The organism is Clostridium gelidum (assembly GCF_019977655.1).
Classification (GTDB): domain Bacteria; phylum Bacillota; class Clostridia; order Clostridiales; family Clostridiaceae; genus Clostridium; species Clostridium gelidum.
On record NZ_AP024849.1, the window covers coordinates 867,702 to 888,834 of the forward strand.

Annotated in this window: 17 protein-coding genes and 1 pseudogene; 14 read left to right on the forward strand and 4 right to left on the reverse strand. The window is 28.2% G+C overall.

Annotated features, from left to right (window positions below):
• Positions 1-43 precede the first annotated feature (43 nt).
• Both psyc5s11_RS04100 and psyc5s11_RS04105 read left to right on the forward strand, forming a co-directional pair.
• Entirely contained in the window at positions 44-4,276 is a 4,233-nt protein-coding gene (locus psyc5s11_RS04100) for a DUF445 family protein (RefSeq protein ID WP_224036364.1), read from the forward strand.
• A 115-nt stretch (positions 4,277-4,391) separates the two neighbouring features.
• A complete protein-coding gene (locus psyc5s11_RS04105) occupies positions 4,392-5,510 on the forward strand; it encodes a HipA domain-containing protein (RefSeq protein ID WP_224036365.1) in 1,119 nt (372 codons plus the stop codon).
• Positions 5,511-5,571: 61 nt separating this feature from the next.
• On the opposite strand, the gene psyc5s11_RS04110 is transcribed toward psyc5s11_RS04105, so the two are convergent.
• The 4 genes and pseudogenes from psyc5s11_RS04110 to psyc5s11_RS04125 all read right to left on the reverse strand — a co-directional run bounded on the left by psyc5s11_RS04110 (position 5,572) and on the right by psyc5s11_RS04125 (position 8,925).
• A complete protein-coding gene (locus psyc5s11_RS04110; protein ID WP_224036366.1) occupies positions 5,572-6,714 on the reverse strand; it encodes a leucine-rich repeat protein in 1,143 nt (380 codons plus the stop codon).
• Positions 6,715-6,834: 120 nt separating this feature from the next.
• Complete coding sequence (locus tag psyc5s11_RS04115) at positions 6,835-7,683, reverse strand: CPBP family intramembrane glutamic endopeptidase (protein ID WP_224036367.1); 849 nt, start codon at positions 7,681-7,683, stop codon at positions 6,835-6,837.
• A 295-nt stretch (positions 7,684-7,978) separates the two neighbouring features.
• Positions 7,979-8,131: pseudogene (locus psyc5s11_RS04120) on the reverse strand (tRNA (N6-threonylcarbamoyladenosine(37)-N6)-methyltransferase TrmO); the annotation flags it as partial.
• A gap of 194 nt (positions 8,132-8,325) precedes the next feature.
• Positions 8,326-8,925, reverse strand: a complete 600-nt coding sequence (locus psyc5s11_RS04125; RefSeq protein WP_224036368.1) for a hypothetical protein — start codon at positions 8,923-8,925, stop codon at positions 8,326-8,328.
• Positions 8,926-9,878: 953 nt separating this feature from the next.
• Here psyc5s11_RS04125 and psyc5s11_RS04130 point away from each other — a divergent pair.
• From psyc5s11_RS04130 to psyc5s11_RS04185, 12 genes are all read left to right on the forward strand, one after another.
• The gene (locus psyc5s11_RS04130) at positions 9,879-11,735 is read left to right on the forward strand and encodes a TIGR03960 family B12-binding radical SAM protein (protein WP_224036369.1); all 1,857 of its coding nucleotides are present in this window, start codon (positions 9,879-9,881) and stop codon (positions 11,733-11,735) included.
• Positions 11,719-12,420 carry a TIGR03936 family radical SAM-associated protein gene (locus psyc5s11_RS04135; RefSeq protein WP_224038118.1) on the forward strand — a complete coding sequence of 234 codons (702 nt, stop codon included), beginning with the start codon at positions 11,719-11,721 and terminating at the stop codon, positions 12,418-12,420. Before psyc5s11_RS04130 ends, psyc5s11_RS04135 begins: the two co-directional genes overlap by 17 nt.
• Positions 12,421-12,726: 306 nt before the next feature.
• Positions 12,727-14,175, forward strand: a complete 1,449-nt coding sequence (locus psyc5s11_RS04140) for an Rne/Rng family ribonuclease (RefSeq protein ID WP_224036370.1) — start codon at positions 12,727-12,729, stop codon at positions 14,173-14,175.
• Between the two features lie 231 nt (positions 14,176-14,406).
• On the forward strand, positions 14,407-14,721 hold the full coding sequence (rplU, locus tag psyc5s11_RS04145; RefSeq protein ID WP_224036371.1) for a 50S ribosomal protein L21: 315 nt from the start codon (positions 14,407-14,409) through the stop codon (positions 14,719-14,721).
• Positions 14,722-14,728: 7 nt separating this feature from the next.
• Positions 14,729-15,115, forward strand: coding sequence for a ribosomal-processing cysteine protease Prp (locus tag psyc5s11_RS04150; RefSeq protein WP_224036372.1), 387 nt, complete (start codon positions 14,729-14,731; stop codon positions 15,113-15,115).
• 4 nt (positions 15,116-15,119) lie between these two features.
• Complete coding sequence (gene rpmA / locus psyc5s11_RS04155; RefSeq protein WP_224036373.1) at positions 15,120-15,419, forward strand: 50S ribosomal protein L27; 300 nt, start codon at positions 15,120-15,122, stop codon at positions 15,417-15,419.
• Positions 15,420-15,628: 209 nt separating this feature from the next.
• Complete coding sequence (gene obgE / locus psyc5s11_RS04160) at positions 15,629-16,933, forward strand: GTPase ObgE (protein ID WP_224036374.1); 1,305 nt, start codon at positions 15,629-15,631, stop codon at positions 16,931-16,933.
• A 70-nt stretch (positions 16,934-17,003) separates the two neighbouring features.
• Positions 17,004-17,300 carry a ribosome assembly RNA-binding protein YhbY gene (gene yhbY / locus psyc5s11_RS04165; RefSeq protein ID WP_224036375.1) on the forward strand — a complete coding sequence of 99 codons (297 nt, stop codon included), beginning with the start codon at positions 17,004-17,006 and terminating at the stop codon, positions 17,298-17,300.
• A gap of 145 nt (positions 17,301-17,445) precedes the next feature.
• The gene (gene nadD, locus psyc5s11_RS04170) at positions 17,446-18,063 is read left to right on the forward strand and encodes a nicotinate-nucleotide adenylyltransferase (RefSeq protein ID WP_224036376.1); all 618 of its coding nucleotides are present in this window, start codon (positions 17,446-17,448) and stop codon (positions 18,061-18,063) included.
• An 18-nt stretch (positions 18,064-18,081) separates the two neighbouring features.
• Positions 18,082-18,672, forward strand: a complete 591-nt coding sequence (yqeK, locus tag psyc5s11_RS04175; RefSeq protein WP_224036377.1) for a bis(5'-nucleosyl)-tetraphosphatase (symmetrical) YqeK — start codon at positions 18,082-18,084, stop codon at positions 18,670-18,672.
• 112 nt (positions 18,673-18,784) lie between these two features.
• Positions 18,785-20,080, forward strand: a complete 1,296-nt coding sequence (locus psyc5s11_RS04180) for an LCP family protein (protein WP_224036378.1) — start codon at positions 18,785-18,787, stop codon at positions 20,078-20,080.
• Positions 20,081-20,165: 85 nt separating this feature from the next.
• Positions 20,166-21,080 (forward strand): RluA family pseudouridine synthase, encoded by a 915-nt coding sequence (locus psyc5s11_RS04185; RefSeq protein WP_224036379.1) that lies wholly within the window; start codon positions 20,166-20,168, stop codon positions 21,078-21,080.
• Positions 21,081-21,133 lie beyond the last annotated feature (53 nt).

Below are 21,133 nucleotides of genomic sequence, written 5' to 3' on the forward strand. Positions count from 1 at the left end.
ATACTACCTAGAAAAAGAATTATATATGAGGAGATAAAGATTTATGTGGAAATCACTTTTTTTATTGGTTTTTCAAGGTATCTCTGGCGGAGTAGCCGGATACATTACTAATAAATATGCAGTAAATATGCTTTTTAAGGAATATACTCCTTTAAAATTAGGTGGAGTAATTAAAAAGAAGAAAGAAAAATTTATAGAAGAAATTAGTGAACTAGTTGAAAGAGATATAATAAATGCTGAAACTTTGAAGGCTGAAATTTCTAAGAAGGATTTAAATAATTATATTGAACAAATTGCTGGAACCTTTTTTCAAACAGGATTAAATGAAAGCTTAGGCAATACTAAATTATGCGAAGTTACAGACTTTTCTAATAGTATTCTTAAGAGTGAAGAATTTGCAAGAAAAAATTTGAATACAAATTTACCTAAATTATTAGATAATATTTTTGTTAATGTTAAATTAGATGATGTACTAACTGAAAATCAAATTTCAAAAATAGTAGATTCGAGTTATGATTTGCTAGTTCAAGAGCTTGAAAATAGTGATACATTAAATGAATTTATTTCTAGTTTTTACAAGGAAAATTCTAATATAACTCTTTCAGATATTTTTTCAAAAGAAGTGCAAAGAAATTTTACTCAAAATATTACAAAGCGTGTTATAGAAATAATTAAAGAAGATATTTTAGAAGATGAAGAAGGCTGTAAATTATTTTTTGATAAGATTTTTTCTGCAATAAATATAGATGTAACGCTTATTAAATTACAAGGCTTAATTGGAGACTATGAAATTAATCAGTTTGTTACCAATTCTGAGGAAGAAGAATTTACTTTAAAATTATTTGGTAAAGTTAATGAGTTTATTAATTCGGAAAAAGGTAAGGAATTAATAAAAAATCTTATGGATGAGATTTTCTTGATTGGAAAAGATATTGATTTTACAGTTTATGAAATTCTTCCACCTGAAATGGAAAAATCACTTACTAATTTCATAGAAACAGTAATTCCAAAGGTTATGCCATATATTTCAGAATGGATTTCAGGAAATAAAGAATCCCTTGATGAAATGATTGAAGCAGCTATTGATGAAGCAATTAAAGATGTGGATGGTAATATTAAAAAACTTATAATTTCAAAAGTTAGAAGTGCGCTTATGGGAGATATTTCATCTAAAAATAATATTGTTAATAAGATAATTAATTATCTTAATGATAGTTTTGATGGTGAGTCATATAATAAATTGGCTAATTCTATTATTGATTATTTAAAATCAAAGAAAATAAAAGATATAGTAGCATTACTTGAAAATCAAAATTTATTTAATTCTGAAAAATTAGCAGAACTTATTATTAAAGAATTTGGAGTACATGGGGAAAAACTTTTGGGTACTATAATAAAATCTCAGTTCTTAAAAAAGATACATAATGTCTTTAAATTTGATTTAGTAAAATTGTTTCATGAAAAGATTAAACCAATGTTATATGAAAATATCTTTAAAAACAAAGCTAAGCTAAGTGAAAAGATTAATGACATAACTAGAGATTTTATAAATTCAAAAAATAATGAAGTTTTTAATGAAAAATTATCTGATTTGTTTACGCAAGATCAAGTTTCTAATTTTTCTAATAATTTTGCAAAATTAACTAATAAATCATTTGTTAAGAATGCACCTATATATAAAACCCAAATAGCAGATTTTTTATCTTTAAATATTAAGAATTTAAATTTAGAAGGTATACTTAAAAATTATAAGGCGGATATTTGTGAATTGATTGTGGATAAGTCTATGGTAGTTTATAAAGAAACTGTGGATAAATATAAAAAGTATGAGATTACACAACTTATTAATACATATTTTGATAGTAAGACATTATCTAATCTTCTTATAAATAAAGGATATCCAATGCTAATGGATAAATTACCTGATTTATTGAATGGAAATATTAAAAAATTTGCAAGTAATAATTTAAAAAAATATGATGAAGATGAGATTTGTAATATAGTTCAAGATTTCATGGGTGGGCAACTTAAGCCGTTATCTGTTTTTGGTGCTTTTCTCGGGGTTATAGTAGGAGTGTTATATGAATTAATACATCCAACTATCTTGGGAAACTTTGGATTCGCTAGCAGTCTATCAGATATGGCCATTTCATGCGCAGTTATGGCCTTCATTGGATATATTACAAATGTAATAGCCTTATGGATGATATTCCATCCATATAAGGAAAATAAAATTGTTTCTAAAATACCATTTCTTAAGAAATTTGCATTAGGGTATATCCCTGCACATAAAAATGAATTTGCAATTGGAATGGCTAAGTTAATAGATGATGAATTATTAAATAAAGAAGAAATTAATAAAGTTTTTAAAGTAAAACATAATAATATGAAATCAGTATTAATGATGTTAGTTACAAATAATAATTATCAAATTTTAATAAATCTTCTTAGAGATAAAAAACAAGATTTATCAAAGTATATTTATGAGAAAATTTTAAAGTATTGCAAGCATAATTCGTATTTAGCAAAAAGAATTTCAAAAGCAATAACAAATAGTAAATTTAATGAATTTATTAAAAAAGATCATGTTTTAAATATAGTGCCTAATCTAGTAGATAAAATTAAAGACATTGAAGATACTTTAGTTCAGTTTGCAGAAAGAAAACTTTCTGAAAATAATAGAGTTAAGGATATTTTGCCAAAGGGAGTATCTGTTGGAATTCAGAATTATGTTGAAACTGAAATGAATACATTAATTTCAGAAAAAGTTCAAAGCACTAAAAATATAGACTTTGTAAATAAAATTATTGATAATTATAGTAGTACTTATGATTTGGAAATTCAAAAATCATGCAAAGAAATATTTAGTGAAGAATTATTATTCAACATAAAAAATAATATGGAAACAAGGTTTGAAACATATGTTTTTAATGATTTGAAAATACACGTAAATGATTTTGCAAAACAATTTTTACGTAGTGGATTAGATGAAAATAATACTATTGGCTCAATGTTTAATGGAAAAGTAAAAAGCATTGTTGATAATAATTTATATCTATTAACTAGCTATATTACAAAAAAATCAATTAATTATGTACAAAATAAGCAAGATGACATAGCTTTAAATGTACAAGAAACTATTAAAAATGAACTTAACTTTTTTGAAAAGATGGCTTATGGAGCCTTTGGTGGAGATGATATAGCAAATAAAGTTGTATCAATTATATTAAATGAAAAGTTGCCAATAATGATTAAGGATGAAACTGACAAAATCATTAGCATTGCTAAAGTTACATTAAATGATAGTGTTTATCCTATGAAAACTAGTATATTAAAAATTAAAGCTGATGAATTTAATATTACAATATTACTTGATAATGTATTTGAGCAATTTAATAAGAATAATTCTGCAAAACAACATATTCGTAATTCTGGTAATTTAATTATGGATTCTTTAATAAAAGCTCCAATTATTGAATATCTTGAATTATGTAATTTGAATAGTTTAGATTTAGTGTATAAAAAGTTCTACAATGAAGTTACTATTGTAAAAGAAGATATTTATAATAATATAAATAATAATAGTAGTGAGTTATCGCAAATAATGGGAGAACTTTTAAATGAGAAAATAGCAAAGCCGTTATTTAATTCATACAATTCACTAATCTTTGAAGGAATTACGTCAAGTGATATTAAGGGCAGTGTGAAAAGTATTTTAAATTTAATTAGTTCAAGTAAAGAAACTGAAAAGTATTTAGGTATATTCTTAGAAAAAGCTTATGATAATACATTGTCAGAATTATCAATTGAACAAATTGTGGATGCAGATATATTAAACAAAGATATAGAAAAAATTATTAAATCAGTTTTTGGTAATGAAGTATTTAATGAGAATAATATTAGTTTAATTAAAAACATAATTCAAAATGCGATTGATAATAAGTTAGATTTTATTACAGCTGATACAAAGGATTATCTAACAGATAAAACAATAGAAGCAGGATTATATTCAATTAGTGATTATATTGTTCCAATACTTAAAGAAATCAACTTAAAGAATATTACCAATAAACAAATTGAGTTACTTAATCCAAAAGAAATCGATATATTATTTAATTCTTTTGCAGGAGACTTTTTCAATAAGTTGCGTATCTATGGGGTATGGGGTTTTGTATTTGGAATTAACGTAGGATTGTCGATTATATTATGGGCACTAGACTGGAGATATAGCAAGGACCCTTCAAAAAAAGATTTAAATACATTGGAAGATTTATAACCACAAGGGTCACAATGTACCCTCAAGGGGCATAATATCCAGGCGCGTGCAATCGGATAAATAATATGGTAAACTATTGGAATAAAGAGGAAACTGGAAAGGGAGGGGTGAATAAATGAAACAAGTAGATTTACTTAATATTGTTAATAAATATTCTAAAGATGAGAATTACGATTTTAGCGGATATTTAATGTATAAAGATAAAGCAATAGCTGAGATAAAAGATACTAATTTTATAAAATCTCTAGAGGATAATTTATTGCCAATAATAATGATAAATAAAAATATAGGTTCTTTTGAATCATGGCTACAAACTAGAGTTATAGATACTCACAGAACAAATTCTAGACAAATAAGGCGCAGATTGAGCGTTAGAACAGAAGTACCTAAAGAAATTGTTATTAAAGCTAGGGCAGTTAGTATTACAGATAATTATTGGCTTAAATGGGCTAATGAAAGCATAACTTATAATGAAGTAAGAAGTAGATTGTCTGATGGCTTAAACACTATAGCTTTATATGGTAATACAATAGAAAGCAATTTTACAAATTTAGATATAAGCCCTGAACTTACTAACATAGGTAGTTTTGAAAAGTGTTGGAAGTTGATTGATGGACATTGGTATATGATAAAAAAAGGTTCATATAAAGAAAATTTTGCAGAGGTATTAGTTTCAAACATAGCTTTAGAACTTGGGTTTAAAGCTGTTAAATATGAATCTATGGATGATGGTAAATTGGTTAAGTGCAAAGATTTTACCAATAGTGGAGAAGTAGATTTTGAACCTATGTTTAGTTTTGTTAAAGATTATTGGGAAGTAGATGACTCTATTAAAATTATAGATGAGTTAGGTTATATGCAAGATTTTTTAGATATAACTTTTATGGATGCATTATGTTATAACATAGATAGACATACATTTAACTTTGGTATATTAAGAAAGGATGGAGAGGTTATAGGCTTAGCTCCTAATTTTGATAATAATTTAGCCTTATCAGGAGTTCTTAATGATAATGCTTTGGAAAAAACATGGTATTCAACTTCATTTACAAAAAATAATTATAAACCTGTGTTAGAGGAATATAGTTATGATATACCAAAAATTAATTTTGAAAAAATAAAATCTATCATTTATGAAACATTAAAGAGTTTTCCTACACTTGAGAATGAAGATGGCTTTAATGAGGTTGTATTTAAGATAATAAAAAATAATTATGAGGAAATGTTAAATTAATGAACAATAGAGTAGCTTTTACACTACTCTATAAAACTATTTATTTAGTTATTATTTATGATTAAGCACTTACTATGATTTTGCTTGCACTTACACCAGAATTAATTAAAAGTTGTTTAACTTTTTCACTCTTTACATAAATTGTAGCATTTGTACAATCATGAAATGGATTAATTCCTATACCCTTAGGACTATTTATGTAACTTGCTATACTTGTTACACTATCTGGAATGGTCATGCTTGTTAAATTTGTACAGCCTGCAAATGCATCTCTTTGTATACTTGTTACACCATTTGGTATTGTCATGCTTGTTAAATTAGTACAACCTTGAAATTCAAACTCATTTATAATTGTTATGCCATTTGGAATTATTATGCTTGTTAAACTACTACAATCATTAAATGCACCACAACCTATACTTTTAACACTATCTGGAATGGTTATGCTTGTTAAATTAATACAATCCTGAAATATATCATTCCCCATACTTGTTACACTATTTGGAATTGTTAAACTTGTTAAACTACTACATCCCGCAAATGCCTTAGTCTGAATAGTCTTCACACCATTTGGAATAATTATGCTTTTCAAACTCTTACACCCTCTAAATGCAGCTGTATTTATACTTGTTACACTATCTGGCATTGTTATACTTTTTAAATTACTGCATCCATCAAATGCAAACGGATTTATACTTTTTACACTACTTGGAATGACTATGCTTGTTAGATTACTACAATTCATACATACTATAGATTCTACACCCGTCGTGCTATCTGGTATAGTTATGCTTGTTAAATTCTTACAACTAGATGCTGATGTAAATCTTATACGTTTTACATCAGTACCATCAATTTTGTTTGGTATCACTACTGAACTATCAGAACCAGTATATTCTATTATTGTTCCAGTTGATTTATCAAATTTAAAGTTTCCACTTGTTGTAAGTTCTGCCCGCGCACCACTATCGCTTAGATAATATCCATCAATTGTTGTATCTTTAGCCATGTAACCTTTAAAATCAAAATAGTACCATTTAGAATCAATTAATTTCCAACCTGTAGCCCATGAACTTCCTTCTTTATACCACCAACCTGAAGGATTTGCTTTCCATTCTGCACTTGCCCCTATTGGATTTAGTGCTAATACTGAAGCTACAATTAATGAATGAGCTATTATTTTTATTAATTTCAAACTTTTCATTCTTTACCCCCTATGTAATTTGTTGTATACAATTATATCATATTTTTCCAGTAATACTTTTATTATTTATTAGAAAGATGTTTAAGTTAATTCATCAAATCTACATATGGAGTTAGCATATCACAATTTTAGATTGGAACAATTAGATACATTCTGTAATTTACTTGATGATTTTCTAGTCATATTAAATATAATACATAATAAAACTGTTAATTGTATTGTCCAATAAATAATTGAATACATATTAAAGTAGTTTAAAAAATCAGGAAAACATATAGAGGGAATAAAATCATCAATGCAATGATATAAAATCGGAATTAATAAACTTCCCTTTACATGGTTATACAGCCATGTATATATAATGCTTAAGGAAATAGTTTGTAGAAGATATACAATAAAATTATCATATCCTTGAATATGGAATAAAAACATTGGTATATGCCAGCAAGTCCAAATAACCCCGGCTATTATACCTGATAATAGCGGAGTATACTTTTTTTGAAGCTTTGGCAATACAAAACCTCTCCATCCAAGTTCTTCACCAAGTGGCCCTCCAAAAAATAAGATAACTATTAGGCATGCTAATAATGATAAAGGATTATCAAGGTTAAAACCAAATATCTGATTTATAATCTGAATTTTATAATCTGCCCCTGCTATAACGCAGATAAAATACGGTATATAAAATGATGCTGCAGAATAAAAAATTATAAAAACATAAAAAAGTGGATTAACTTTCCAAATAGTTAGCTTTTTCAGTAAGTCTTTTAATCCTTTTCTTCCATAAAAGTAGTTAGTAAGAATTATGGACATAAGGCTTGGCATTAATGAACCTACTATACGAAAAATCGAATTCAAACTCGAACTGGTTGAAGTAAATGAAATAATCCAAAACATCCAAGTAAACAGAAAAGTACTAATTAAATATAGTACTATTTTATTTTTATTAAAGCTTCTTGTAGTATTCATTTCTAAGTCCTCCTTCTATATTAATCTTTGTAATTTTAAAATGAATATAAATTAATTATAATTGTTTAATATTCATTTAACCTTAGTTATATATTAAAATTACCTTAAGACTCATATTAAGAAACTTATGTAATATTTTTCAATTATTGAAGAACCTCATTCTTATTAATTACTACGTCCAATCTACAGATTATCTAGCGCTTTGACTATTTATAAAATACATTAATAACTAACAAAAGGAGAATGAGTTATTTGAAAACCCATTCTTTTAATTAAAAGCATATAAATTTATTAATTAGAAGTTAAAGACTGTACTCCAATTAAAGTCTCCAGATTCCTCCACACTTTTAGGCCAATTTGAACACCATTCTGGCACTAATGGATTTTCAACTCTATCAAAACTAGGAGTATATGGTTTAATATCCAAAATAGGAGTTCCATTATCAGCTTAATAATTCAACACAATCTCTTAAAATAACAATACAGTATAGATACTGATATATCCTGAAAAATATTATTTTTATATCTTGTTTTTGAATTGCGCAGAAAAAAATATCCCAAATCCATTTCTGAATAATGCGATATTTCAATCTAGTATTTATTTTTGCTTGCACATATTATTATAATAGTGTTGAATGCATTCTATATATCACTGTAAATAGAATTTATATTTTTCGCATATTGCTTTGACACATACGCTTCCTGATATTGTAGTTTTTTCTCAGTTAAATTTTCATAATACTCTTTGTCCTGAATCTTTTTCTGATACATTCTCTCCAGTTCTTTTTTATTACTCTCAGCTTCACTGTACTTTTTTTCTGCCTTTTTGCTATAAAAGGAATCCTTATTACTGGAATGTGCCGCAAATGCTCCTTCGTTTTCCTTACAATAGGAATAGCCGCTATATCCATTTTGATCAATCTTAGTAAGAACTGTACCTACTGGTTCGTAATGAGATGTCCTTGCATCCTCATTTAATGTCTGCATCATTTCCTCTTTAAATTTCGGTTCTTTCATCATACGTTTAAATGCTCCATCTGTAATTTGAACCGATACACTAGCCCCTTTTTTATAGGGCAGGGCTTCTACCTTTTTCAAAAACTCTTGTTTAAAAGCCTTAAGTTTTTCTGCTTCACTACACTCTTTGCTCTCGCTTACTTTATCAGATGACTCTGTTTTCAAAGTTTGTGTTTTAGAAACTGAATAATTTGTTCCTTGTGCAAGTACTGAACTAATTTCCATAACATCCTCCTTGTATTAACTTATTAGCAATTCCTACTAAGTATTAAATAACAAATAAAATCTACATTGTGGCCATTTTAATGAATATGTTACATATGGCGTCATAAAAGTTGTTGATATTTCTTATTATAACATTCTATATAAATTATAGTATATTTTGTAAATATATCACTATTTAATTTTGAAAGAATAATATTTTTATTTGTTTCTAATTGCTTTCTACAAACTAGGTAGAAACAAAATTATTTCTTGTTTCTATTTTCAATTGCATCTTATTGTAATAATTTAGAATACCTGCCACTGCAAGAATGTATGTTCTTAATATGGCAATAATTATATTATACAAGTCTATTTTAAACAACAAAATAAGATGATAAAATAGAGGCGTAAGATGAATAATAGTGATATAAGAAATAAGCAAAATAAAAACAATATTCATGATAAAAGCTATAAAGATTTATTATCTGCTTTGTAATTAGTATTCTGCAATAATACCGAAAGTTTAATTTAGAATAATATAGTATTTTATAGTTACTATCATAGTAGCTATAAGATTATTCACAATAAAGATTAATTGTGTTAGAATAGGGATATCAAACAGGAAGTATAGAAATATAAGTTTAGGCACAATCAAAAAAATAACAAGTCCATTTGCCAGCCTATTTTCCATCATGCTGTGTCGGCGAATTGCCCTAATAGGCCTGCTATGAGGGGAATTTGTCTCCTTGCCTGATGAAAAATATTCATGGCAACTTTGGACTTGTTATTTATTTTCATGTGCCTTATACTTCTTTTATTTATGTGTAAGATAATCTGTGTGCAATTACGTGACGGTAATTTAATTATAAAATAATTAACATATGAACATTCAAAAAATAACGTATATAATTTTAAAAAAATAATTAAACAAAGATTAGCACATAGAAATGTGCTTTTGAGGAGGAAATATATTAATGAATAAAATTTCAGATGATATCTTATATAAGGTTGAGAAACCAAGTAGATATACTGGTGGGGAATTAAATGAAATTGTTAAGAACCCAAGTGAAGCTTTAATAAGATTTGCATTTTGTTTTCCTGATGTTTATGAGGTAGGTATGTCTCATTTAGGAAGTAGAATTCTTTATCATACTTTAAATGCAAGAGAAGATACATATTGCGAAAGAACATTTGCACCATGGCCAGATATGGAAGTACAACTTAGAAAAAATGATATTCCATTATTCACGTTGGAGACTAAAGATTCTTTAAAGGAATTTGATATTTTAGGATTTACCCTTCAATATGAAATGAGTTTTACCAATATTTTAAACATGATAAATATGGCTGGTATTACTATAAGAGCTTCTGAACGAAGTGAAGATGAACCTATAGTTATGGCAGGTGGTCCTTGTGCATATAATCCAGAACCACTATATGATATAGTTGATTTCTTTGAAATTGGTGAAGGCGAAGAAATGATGAATGATGTTTTGGATGTCTATAAAAAGTATAAAGGTAAGGGCAAAAAGAAAGAATTTTTAAGAGAAATATCTAAAATTCAAGGTATATACGTGCCTTCATTATATGATGTTATTTATAATGAAGATAATACTATAAAAGAATTTAAACCAAAGTATGATGATGTTCCGAGTACTATTAAGAAGAGAATTATAAATAACTATACAAAGGTGGATTTTCCAACCAATATTATAGTTCCTTATTCAGAGATTGTTCATGATAGAATAGTTTTAGAGATATTTAGAGGATGTACAAATGGATGTAGATTCTGTCAAGCTGGAATGCTTTATAGACCAGTTAGAGAAAAGAAAAAAGAAGATCTTGTAGAATTAGCTAGAGAATTAGTTAAAAATACAGGGTATGAAGAAATTTCTCTTTCATCATTAAGTACCTGTGATTATTCTGATATAAAGGGATTAATTACAGATTTAACAGAAGAACATGAAGAAAACAGAGTTGGAATAGCGCTTCCTTCAATTAGAGTTGACTCTTTTTCAGTTGATTTACTTAAGGATATCCAAAAGGTAAGAAAGAGTGGCTTAACTTTTGCACCAGAAGCAGGATCTCAAAGAATGAGAGATGTAATAAATAAGGGACTTACAGAAGATAAAATTTTAAATGCAGCTAGAAGTGCTTTTGAAGCTGGATGGAAGACTCTTAAGCTTTATTTTATGGTTGGACTTCCTTATGAAGAACTTGAAGATTGTACTGGAATTGGAGAACTTGCAGAAAAAATTGTTGATGAATATAAAGCAGTTCCTAAGAAAAAGGGTGATTATAAGGGCTTAAGACTTACAGTAAGTACATCAATACTTATACCTAAGCCATTTACACCATTCCAATGGACTCCTATGGCAAGACTTCAAGACGTAAATGAGAAGATTAATGCTGTCAAGGATTCAATTAAATCAAAATGCATAGTTTATAATTACCATGAGCAAAAGACATCTATAATGGAGTCTGTATTTGCAAGAGGTGACAGAAGATTATGTGATGTTTTAATTAAGGCTTATGAAAAGGGTGCAAAATTTGATGGATGGGGTCAATACTTTAACTATAGATTATGGATGGAAGCTATGGAAGAATGCAACTTGGATGTAGATTTTTATGCATATAGGGAAAGAGCTTATGATGAAGTATTACCATGGGATTTTATTGATATAGGAGTGAATAGAAAATATTTAGAAATTGAAAGTGAAAAAGCAAAGAAAGCAGAATTGACTCAAAACTGTAAAAAAGGATGTACAGGATGTGGCATTGATGTAAACTTTAAAGATGGGGAGTGTTTTGAAGGTGCGATACTTAACTAAATTTACTAAAGAAGAAAACATTAAGTTCATATCTCATTTAGATGTACTTAAAACTATTCAAAAGAATATTAGAAGGTCAGGACTTCCAGTAGAATTTTCACAAGGATTTAATCCACATATGAATACATCAATAGCACAACCCTTATCTGTTGGAGTATATTCAAGTGGTGAATATATGGATATGATATTAACAACTGAGACCGATGAACAAGAAATTGTGGATAAATTAAATGCAACTGCGCCAAGCGGAATAAAATACATAAGTGCACTTGCAATTCCTTATACTGTAGGCGAGAAAAAAGTGCCTCAAGCTATGGCATTGATTGATGCAGCAAGGTACACTATAAAGATTAAATATTCTGATGTTTCGGCGTTAGAAGGAGAAATGACTAATCTTATGGAAAATGAAACTTGGAATACAATAAAGAAAAGCAAAAAAGGTGAAAGAGAAGTTGATTTAAAAACTTTAATTAAGGAATTTAGCTTTTGGATTAAGGATGAATTTTTAGTGCTTAATGTATTGATTAGTACAGGAAGTAGAGAACATTTAAGTGCAGATTTATTAGTTAGCTATATACAAGAAAAAACTACCAATGCACTTTTGGATGCCTTTGTTAATATAAAAAGAGAAGAAATGTATTTTTATAAGAATGAAACACTTGTACCATTATACAAGTGCGTATAGACCGACGAAATAAGGGGGCATGCATTTACTCCAGTTACTGAAGATTTTGATGGGTGCTTCTAAGATCATAAGTTGTGCCCAAAAAGCTTGCTTCAAAGGCAAGCTTTGAACAAGCATTTTGGAACAACTTATAATCAAGAAGCACAACCATCAAAATCTTCTTATGTAACATTCCGCAAAAGCAAGCCCCCTTATTTCTAGTTATAATATATATTAATAAGTATGAGTATAATGTAAAAAATGGGGAACCATATAGGTACCCACAGTGTTAATTGTATATTGCCAATTGAATAGGATGTGTGTTAAATGAAAGAGATTTTTATTGAGAGAAGAGAAAAGCTTTTAAGAATAGCACTTAAATCTAATAATGAATTGATAGAAAGTATTGTAGAAGAAAAGAATAATGAACCTATAATAGGAGAAATTTATAAGGGGAGAATTAAAAATATTCTTCCAGCTATAAATTCTATATTTATCGATTTAGGATTAGATAAAGAAGGATATATGTACTATAGTAATGAGCTTAAGGCAAAGGGAATAAAAAAGGGTGAAGAAATATTAGTAGAAGTAATAAAAGAGCCTATTGGTGACAAAGGTGCTAAATTGACACCTAAAGTTTCAATTCCTGGGAAATATATTGTCTTAAATTGTTATGGAGAGGGAATAGAGTTTTCTAAAAGAATAGATGACAAAGAAAAGAAAAAAGAAATTTCAGAGAATATTCAACCTTTGAAAGATGTGTGCATAACAGTAAGAACAGAAGGTGCTAATGTAAGTCTAGAAATTATTAAAAAGGAAATAGATAAACTTTATGATGAGTTTGAAAATATAGACAAAAAAATGAAGTATTCATTAGGATTAAAAAAAATTTATGGTGAAGATTTAAGTTTAACTAAGATTTTAATGAACTCTAGTTACGAAGAAGTTACAAAGGTTCATGTGGATAATGATATGGATTTTGAAAAGGTAGCTCACTTTATTAAAGGTGAAGAAAATTTTAAATTAGAGAAATATGAAGGCTATAGAAATCTTTTTGATTTCCATGGGTTAGAAAAGGAATTATTAAAACTCAGGCATAATAAAGTTAATTTGCCATGTGGTGGTTACATAGTAATAGATAAAACAGAAGCAATGTATGTTGTTGATGTTAATAGTGGTAAAAACATAAAAGAAAGAAGTTTTGATAAAACCATTTTAGAAACTAATTTAGAAGCTACAAAAGAAATAGGAAAACAAATAAGACTTAGAAATTTAAGTGGAATTATAGTTATAGATTTTATTGATATGAGAGATAGAAGTCAAAGAGCTATTGTCATGTCAGCACTTAAAGAAAGCTTAAAATTAGATAAGGGAAACGTAAAAATATTCCCTTTTACTGAATTGGATTTAGTTCAAATTGCAAGGAAGAGACAAGGAAAGAGTATATACGAATACATGGAAGAAGAATGCAATTTATGCAAAGGTAGAGGCATAATTTTAAAATTATCGTATATAGAAGGACTTATAAAAAATGAAATCATAAGAGTAAAAGAAGAAAATACAATAGATTGTTTTCATATAGAAATTGATAGCGTTTATAAAGATAAAATTAAAGAAGATATTTTTGATTTCATAAAAGAAATAGATGGGTTAGATAAAGAAATATATTTAAACTATGTAGATGGAATAGAAGGCTACAAAATTGAACCACTTATATTTCAAGGGCAGAAAGATAACTTGAAAGACTATAAGGTTACAGCTATAGAAAAACTTTAAAATGATGAATGATTAAGAATGAAGGATGAATAATTAGGTTGGATATTTGAAACTCTTTGGGAGTTTCATCCTCAATCATTCATTATTCATCATTAATTTTAAAACTTTCCTTTACAAGAGGAAAAGATTGTGGTAAACTGACATTTGTAAACCGCGCACGTAAGGTTTTAAATAGAACAAAGTTAAATCTTTGTACCAAAAGTGGCGAGACCGTTATGAGGAGGTGTTTTAATGTACGCAGTAGTAGCAACAGGAGGAAAACAATACAGAGTTCAAGCAGGAGACGTAATATTCGTTGAAAAGCTTATCGCTGAGGTTGACTCAACAGTTGAATTAACTGAGGTTTTAGCTGTAGAAACTGACAACGCAGGTATCAAAATTGGTACACCAGTTGTTGAAGGAGCTAAAGTTGTAGCTAAGGTTGTAGCACAAGGTAAGGCAAAGAAGGTTATAGTTTTCAAATATAAGTCTAAAAAGGACTATAGAAGAAAAAATGGACACAGACAACCTTACACTAAGCTAATAATCGAAAAGATCGAAGCTTAATAAAATTATGGTTAAAGTAAAAATCAAACAACATAATGAAAATATTGTTGGATTTGTAATGAATGGTCATGCATTAAGTGATGACAGAGATTTTTCAAATGATCCTGCTTTAGTGGGAGAATCATTTGATTTAATATGCAATTCTGTTGCAGTTTTGTCTCAAAGCGTAATCATTGGATTGGATGAAGTTTTAAAACTAAATTCAACTTACGAAATCAAGGATGGATACTTAAAATTAGATCTTCAAGATTTTAATTTAGAAGAACTAAATCAAGCTCAAGTGTTGTTAAAAACTTTTGAAAAAAGCTTGGAAAGTGTAATTTTAGGATTTGATCAGTTGGTAGGGCAAAAGAAACGTAGAGAATATATAACTTTAATAAAAGAGGAGGTGTAGTCACATGTTAATTATGAACCTTCAATTATTCGCTCATAAAAAGGGTGTTGGTAGTTCTAGAAATGGTAGAGACTCTGCAGCGCAAAGATTAGGAGCTAAATCTGCTGATGGAGAATTTGTTCTTGCAGGAAACATTCTTTATAGACAAAGAGGAACTAAAATCCATCCAGGTGAAAATGTTGGAAGAGGTAAAGATGATACTTTATTTGCTAAAATCGATGGAATCGTTAGATTCGAAAGACTTGGTAGAGATAAGAAGAAAGCAAGTGTTTACCCAACAAACGTTGAAGCAATAGCTGAATAATTACTTTAGAAATTAAGCACTCTTAGTTTAAGAGTGCTTTTTTTAAATGCCTATGAAATAAATTGCTTTTCTAGTTGAGATTAAACATTAAATCGAATATGATATAATAAAGTAAGATTGCATTGGGAAGAATAGTTTATATTGAAGATTAGGAAAAGTTTAATTACTAAGCAAGATAATAAAAAAATACACAAGGAAAGGGTGATTATATGTTTATAGATACAGCGAAGGTCTTCGTTAAGTCTGGTGATGGTGGTGATGGTGCTATTACTTTTAGAAGAGAAAAGTATGTACCGTTAGGTGGGCCAGATGGCGGCGATGGTGGAAGAGGTGGTAGCATCATTTTCCAAGTTGAAACTGGTATAACTACATTATTAGATTTCAAATATAAAAAGAGATTTGTTGCAGAAGAAGGCGGCAGAGGTAGTGGACAGAAGTGCTATGGAAGAGATGGTCAAGATCTTTTTATAAAAGTACCTATGGGAACAATCATAAGAGAAGAAGAGACTAATAAAATAATTGCAGATCTTTCTCATAAAGGTCAAGAATTAGTATTATGTAGAGGTGGAAAAGGTGGTAAAGGTAACACTAAGTTTGCTACTTCTACTAAACAAGCACCTCATTATGCAGAACCAGGAATGCCTGGAGATGAATTAAATATACTTTTAGAATTAAAATTACTTGCAGATGTTGGATTACTAGGATTCCCTAATGTAGGAAAATCAACATTACTTTCTATGACAACAAAAGCAAAACCAAAGATTGCAAATTATCATTTTACTACTATAAAGCCTAATTTAGGTGTTGTTGCAGTACCAGGAATTGAACCATTTGTTATGGCAGATATTCCAGGAATTATTGAAGGTGCAGCAGAAGGTGTTGGTCTTGGAATACAATTTTTAAAACATATTGAAAGAACTAGACTTTTAATTCATATAGTAGATATTTCAGGAGTTGAAGGAAGAGAACCTTTTGATGATTTTGTAAAAATAAACGAAGAATTGAAGAAATATTCTGTTAAGCTTTGGGATAGACCTCAAATTGTAGTAGCGAATAAGAGTGATATGCTTTATGATGACACTATATTTGAAGATTTTAAGAAGAAAGTTCAAGAAATGGGCTTTGATAAGGTATTTATAATGTCAGCAGCTACAAATGAAGGCGTTGATGCTGTAATGAAAGAAGCAGCAAGAATACTTAAGGAAATTCCAATTAAAGAATTAGAAATTTCAGCAGATGAAATGTATATACCAGAAGAAAAGAGATTTACTTATGATATTACAGTTCAAAAGAATGTTCAAAAGGATGATGAAGAGGAGTGCAACGTTTATATTATTAATGGTACATTTGTAGATAGAATATTACATGCTATTAATGTAAATGATGCAGACTCTTTAAGATATTTCCACAAAGTTCTTAAAAATAAAGGTATAATGGATGAACTTAGAGAAATGGGAATCAAAGATGGAGATATGGTAAGATTAAATAACTTTGAATTTGAATATGTAATGTAATCAATTGAAAGAACCCCCAGGGATAATTAATACAACTATATGTTGAAAGAAATTTTAGGAGGAAAATAAAATGTTAACAGGAAAAGAAAGAGCTTATTTAAGAGGTTTAGGAAATCAACTTTCACCAATATTCCAAATAGGTAAAAATGGTGTTGAAGAAAACTTTTTAATACAAGTTAAGCAAGCATTAGAAGCTAGGGAATTAATTAAAATAAAAGTTTTGGAAAACAGCGGATTAGAATCTAGAGAAACTTCAGACATGATATGTAAGGCTGTTAAATGTGAAGGAGTTCAAGCAATTGGAAATAAGATAGTTCTATATAAGAAGTCTAAAAATAAACAACAAATAGAATTACCTACTAAATAAATAGATACTAATTAATAGAAGAAACTACTTTAAAATTATTTTGAAGTAGTTTCTTTTTTGTAAAACTTAAGATATTTAAAATAATATTTATGAGTACTTCGTGATATAATATTTAAGTAACGATGTTACTTTAGGAGGGAACCTTATGAAGCGGTATGGTATAATAGGAGGGACATTTGATCCTATTCATAATGCACATTTATATATAGCTTATGAAGCTAAAGAACAATTAGATTTAGATGAAGTGATTTTTATGCCAGCAGGAAAGCAACCCTTTAAAGCTAATAATATAGTTACGGACTCTAAATTAAGATATGAAATGGTTAAAATTGCAACTGAACCTTTTAATGAATTTTCTGTTTCGAGTTATGAAATAGAAAAAGGTGGACTTAGTTTTACTTATGAAACATTACAATATTTTAAAGGTGAAAGTGATGCTCAAAATAAAGAAAAAGAATTGTTTTTCATAACAGGTGCAGATTGTTTAATTAGTATAGAAAAATGGAGAGAAGTTGAAAAAATATTTTCATTAGCTACTCTTGTGGTTTTTGCAAGAGATGGAATTAGTAAAAACGAAATGATAGAAAAGAAGAAAATAATAGAAGAAAAATATAATGGGAAAATAATTATTTTAGATTTAAAAGAACTTGAAATATCTTCAACAGATATAAGGGAGAGAATAAATCAAAATAAACGAATAGATTTTTTTGTACCACCAAAAGTTGTTGATATGATTTACAAAAAGGGATTGTATCATTATTAATTATAGGAGGGAATAATTTTGTTATCTATAGAAGAAATAAAGGTATATATTAAAGAAAATTTAATTGAAGAACGTTATGCTCATAGTTTAGGCGTTGCAGAAACAGCTAAAAGATTAGCTATATTAAATGGAATATCTGAAGAAAAAGCTGAAATTGCAGGTCTTGCACATGATGTGGCTAAAAATTTATCTAAAGCTAGAATGAAAGAAATGATGGAAGAAAATAATATTATGCTTTCACAAGTAGAAGAAAAAAATCCCAACTTATGGCATAGTATCATTGCACCTATAGAGGCTAAGGAAAAGCTTGGGATTGAGGATGAAGAAATCTTAGATGCAATAAGATGGCATACTACAGGAAAAGAAGATATGTCTATTTTAACGAAGATTATATATATTTCAGATATGATAGAACCAAGCAGGAATTTTGATAGCATAGAAGACATAAGAAAATTTACATTGGAAGATTTAGATAAGGGAGTATATTATGGATTGACTCATAGTATAGAATTTTTGCTAATTAAGAATTTATTAATTGATGAAAACTCTATGAGGGCTAGGAATTATTTTTTATTTGATTCTAAATTTAAGGCACAATCAAAAAAATAATAAGTCCATTTGCTATTTTCATGTGCCTAAGGAGAATTCTAAAAAATGTGTTTAATTAGAATAAAATTTTAGTGAAATATATTAACTGATTTCAAAGGAAAAGAGGTGACATATGGGGAGACGCGTTAATAAGAAAAAGAATAAAAAAGCAATGCTGAATATTTTCAGAAAAGGTGATGACTCTACAAATAAATTTGAAAAATTAGTTTTAGGGGCAATAGCTCTTGTAATAACGTTTATTATAGTTTCAACAGTATCAGGAATTTCTGCTTTAATGAAAGTAGGAAGTAAATCAATGATAAGCAGCATTGATGTATCCTCAAATGAACCTGTAAATATTTTATTACTTGGTATGGATATCGGAGATCCAAAGCAAGTTGATAATGCATCAATTAAACGAACAGATACAATAATGGTGCTAAATTATAATCCTACAAATAAGAAGCTTACTGTTGTATCAATTCCAAGAGATACACTTATAAATATCAATGGTAGAAATGCAAAGATAAATGCAGCTTATGCAATTGGCGGATATTCTAAAATAAAAAGTGAAGCTGAGAATATGCTGGATATAAAAATAAATTATATAGCTAAAATTGATTATAATGCATTCCGAGAAATTATTGATGCTCTGGGTGGAATTGAAATGAAAATTGAAAGAAATATGATTTATGATGATGAAGGTCAAAATCTTCATATTAATTTTAAAGTAGGAGAAACTGTAACTTTAGATGGTAAAAAAGCTGAAGAATTTTTTAGGTGGAGAAAAAATAATGATGGAAGTGGATTTGCTAATGGAGATTTGGATAGAATAGAAAATCAGCAAAAGTTTATAGCAAAAGTTGTTGATAAGTGTACAAGTCCTCTTATGTTATTTAGAGTTTCAAGTATAATGTCAGCCTTAGGCGACAATATAGAAACTAATATGTCATCTACTAAAATTTTGAGTTATGGTTTAAAATTCATGAACATAAAAAAAGAAAATATGATAATGATAACGGCAGCTGGAACACCAAAGACTATAAATGGAGAATCATTTTTAATATTTGATAAAAATGCAAATAAAGATATATTATCATCACTTAGTTCAGCTTCTACCACTAAGAATGTTTCTGCTAATAAATCAAAAGATGAGATTAGAATTAAAATACTAAATGCAACTAAGACTAATGGACTAGCAGCTAAAGCAATGGAAGAGTTAAATAATGCTGGATATACAAAAATTGATACAGGAAACATTGAACTTACCGATAAGAGTATATTACTTTCTAATGATAGTGATAAATTAAATACTATTAAGCAAGACTTAAATATTAAAAATAGTGATAAAAAAGAAAATAAGGCAGAATATAATGATTACGATGTGATAATAATTTTAGGTAAGGACTTTAAAACCTTTGGGAAATAAATTGTGCACATATAAAAAAAGCGAGAAGTGCAAACAAGAACTTTTCACATATATCATTCAGTTACATGAGGAGTAGATTAATTAAATGAGTATTTTAGAAAATAAAGTTATTAAGATAGAAGAAGGAACTAAAATAAGAGAATATTTAAAAACTGAGCTTGGATTATCAACAAGATTAATAAGAAGTGCGTCGTTAGATAAAAGAATTTTTGTTAATAATGAAGCAGTAAAAATGAATCGTATATTAAATGTTGGAGAAATTATAAAAATTAATTTAGCAAAGGATGAAAGTCAAGATATAGCACCAGAGAAGATGGATATAGATGTAATTTATGAAGATGAAGATATATTAGTAGTTAATAAAAAACCATTTATGGTAGTTCATCCAACTAAAAGTTATCAAAGTGGAACCCTTGCTAATGGAGTAATAAATTACTTTATGGAAAGCAACCAAAACTGTATAGTTAGATTAGTTTCTAGATTAGATATGAACACTTCAGGACTTATTATAATTGCTAAAAATCAATTTGCACATGGAATGTTATCAAAGGAAATGAGTGATAATAAAGTTGAAAAGAGGTATTTAGCAATAGTTCATGGTAATTTAGAAAAAGATTCTGGAACTATTGATTTACCAATATACAAGCCTGAAGAAATTGAAGATGGAGTTAAAAATGGAATTAGAAGAGTAATAGACGAAAGAGGTCAAAGAAGCATAACTCATTATAAAGTCATTGAAAGTTTTAAAAATGCTAGCTTAGTTGAATGTAAGCTTGAAACAGGAAGAACACATCAAATTAGAGTGCATTTAAGTAATATGGGGCATCCTATTTATGGAGATACCTTATATGGTTTTGGAGAAGAGGAAGAAGATTTAATAAAGAGGCAAGCGCTTCATGCTTATGCACTAGATTTTAAATCTCCAAGGACAGGAGAAATGCTTGAACTTAAGTCAGAACTTCCAGAGGATATGAAAGAATTAATAAATAAGTTAAAATAACTATATAAAAGCTCAAGCAATTAGGAAAAAATTGCTTGAGCTTTTATAATTAT

Coding starts and splice junctions, on each gene's coding strand:
- psyc5s11_RS04115 (WP_224036367.1), bottom strand. CDS start 7,683: ATGAATACTACAAGAAGCTTTAATAAAAATAAAATAGTACTATATTTA.
- psyc5s11_RS04130 (WP_224036369.1), top strand. CDS start 9,879: ATGAATAAAATTTCAGATGATATCTTATATAAGGTTGAGAAACCAAGT.
- psyc5s11_RS04125 (WP_224036368.1), bottom strand. CDS start 8,925: ATGGAAATTAGTTCAGTACTTGCACAAGGAACAAATTATTCAGTTTCT.
- psyc5s11_RS04110 (WP_224036366.1), bottom strand. CDS start 6,714: ATGAAAAGTTTGAAATTAATAAAAATAATAGCTCATTCATTAATTGTA.
- rpmA (WP_224036373.1), top strand. CDS start 15,120: ATGTTAATTATGAACCTTCAATTATTCGCTCATAAAAAGGGTGTTGGT.
- yhbY (WP_224036375.1), top strand. CDS start 17,004: ATGTTAACAGGAAAAGAAAGAGCTTATTTAAGAGGTTTAGGAAATCAA.
- nadD (WP_224036376.1), top strand. CDS start 17,446: ATGAAGCGGTATGGTATAATAGGAGGGACATTTGATCCTATTCATAAT.
- psyc5s11_RS04105 (WP_224036365.1), top strand. CDS start 4,392: ATGAAACAAGTAGATTTACTTAATATTGTTAATAAATATTCTAAAGAT.
- obgE (WP_224036374.1), top strand. CDS start 15,629: ATGTTTATAGATACAGCGAAGGTCTTCGTTAAGTCTGGTGATGGTGGT.
- psyc5s11_RS04140 (WP_224036370.1), top strand. CDS start 12,727: ATGAAAGAGATTTTTATTGAGAGAAGAGAAAAGCTTTTAAGAATAGCA.
- rplU (WP_224036371.1), top strand. CDS start 14,407: ATGTACGCAGTAGTAGCAACAGGAGGAAAACAATACAGAGTTCAAGCA.
- psyc5s11_RS04150 (WP_224036372.1), top strand. CDS start 14,729: ATGGTTAAAGTAAAAATCAAACAACATAATGAAAATATTGTTGGATTT.
- psyc5s11_RS04100 (WP_224036364.1), top strand. CDS start 44: ATGTGGAAATCACTTTTTTTATTGGTTTTTCAAGGTATCTCTGGCGGA.
- psyc5s11_RS04180 (WP_224036378.1), top strand. CDS start 18,785: ATGGGGAGACGCGTTAATAAGAAAAAGAATAAAAAAGCAATGCTGAAT.
- psyc5s11_RS04185 (WP_224036379.1), top strand. CDS start 20,166: ATGAGTATTTTAGAAAATAAAGTTATTAAGATAGAAGAAGGAACTAAA.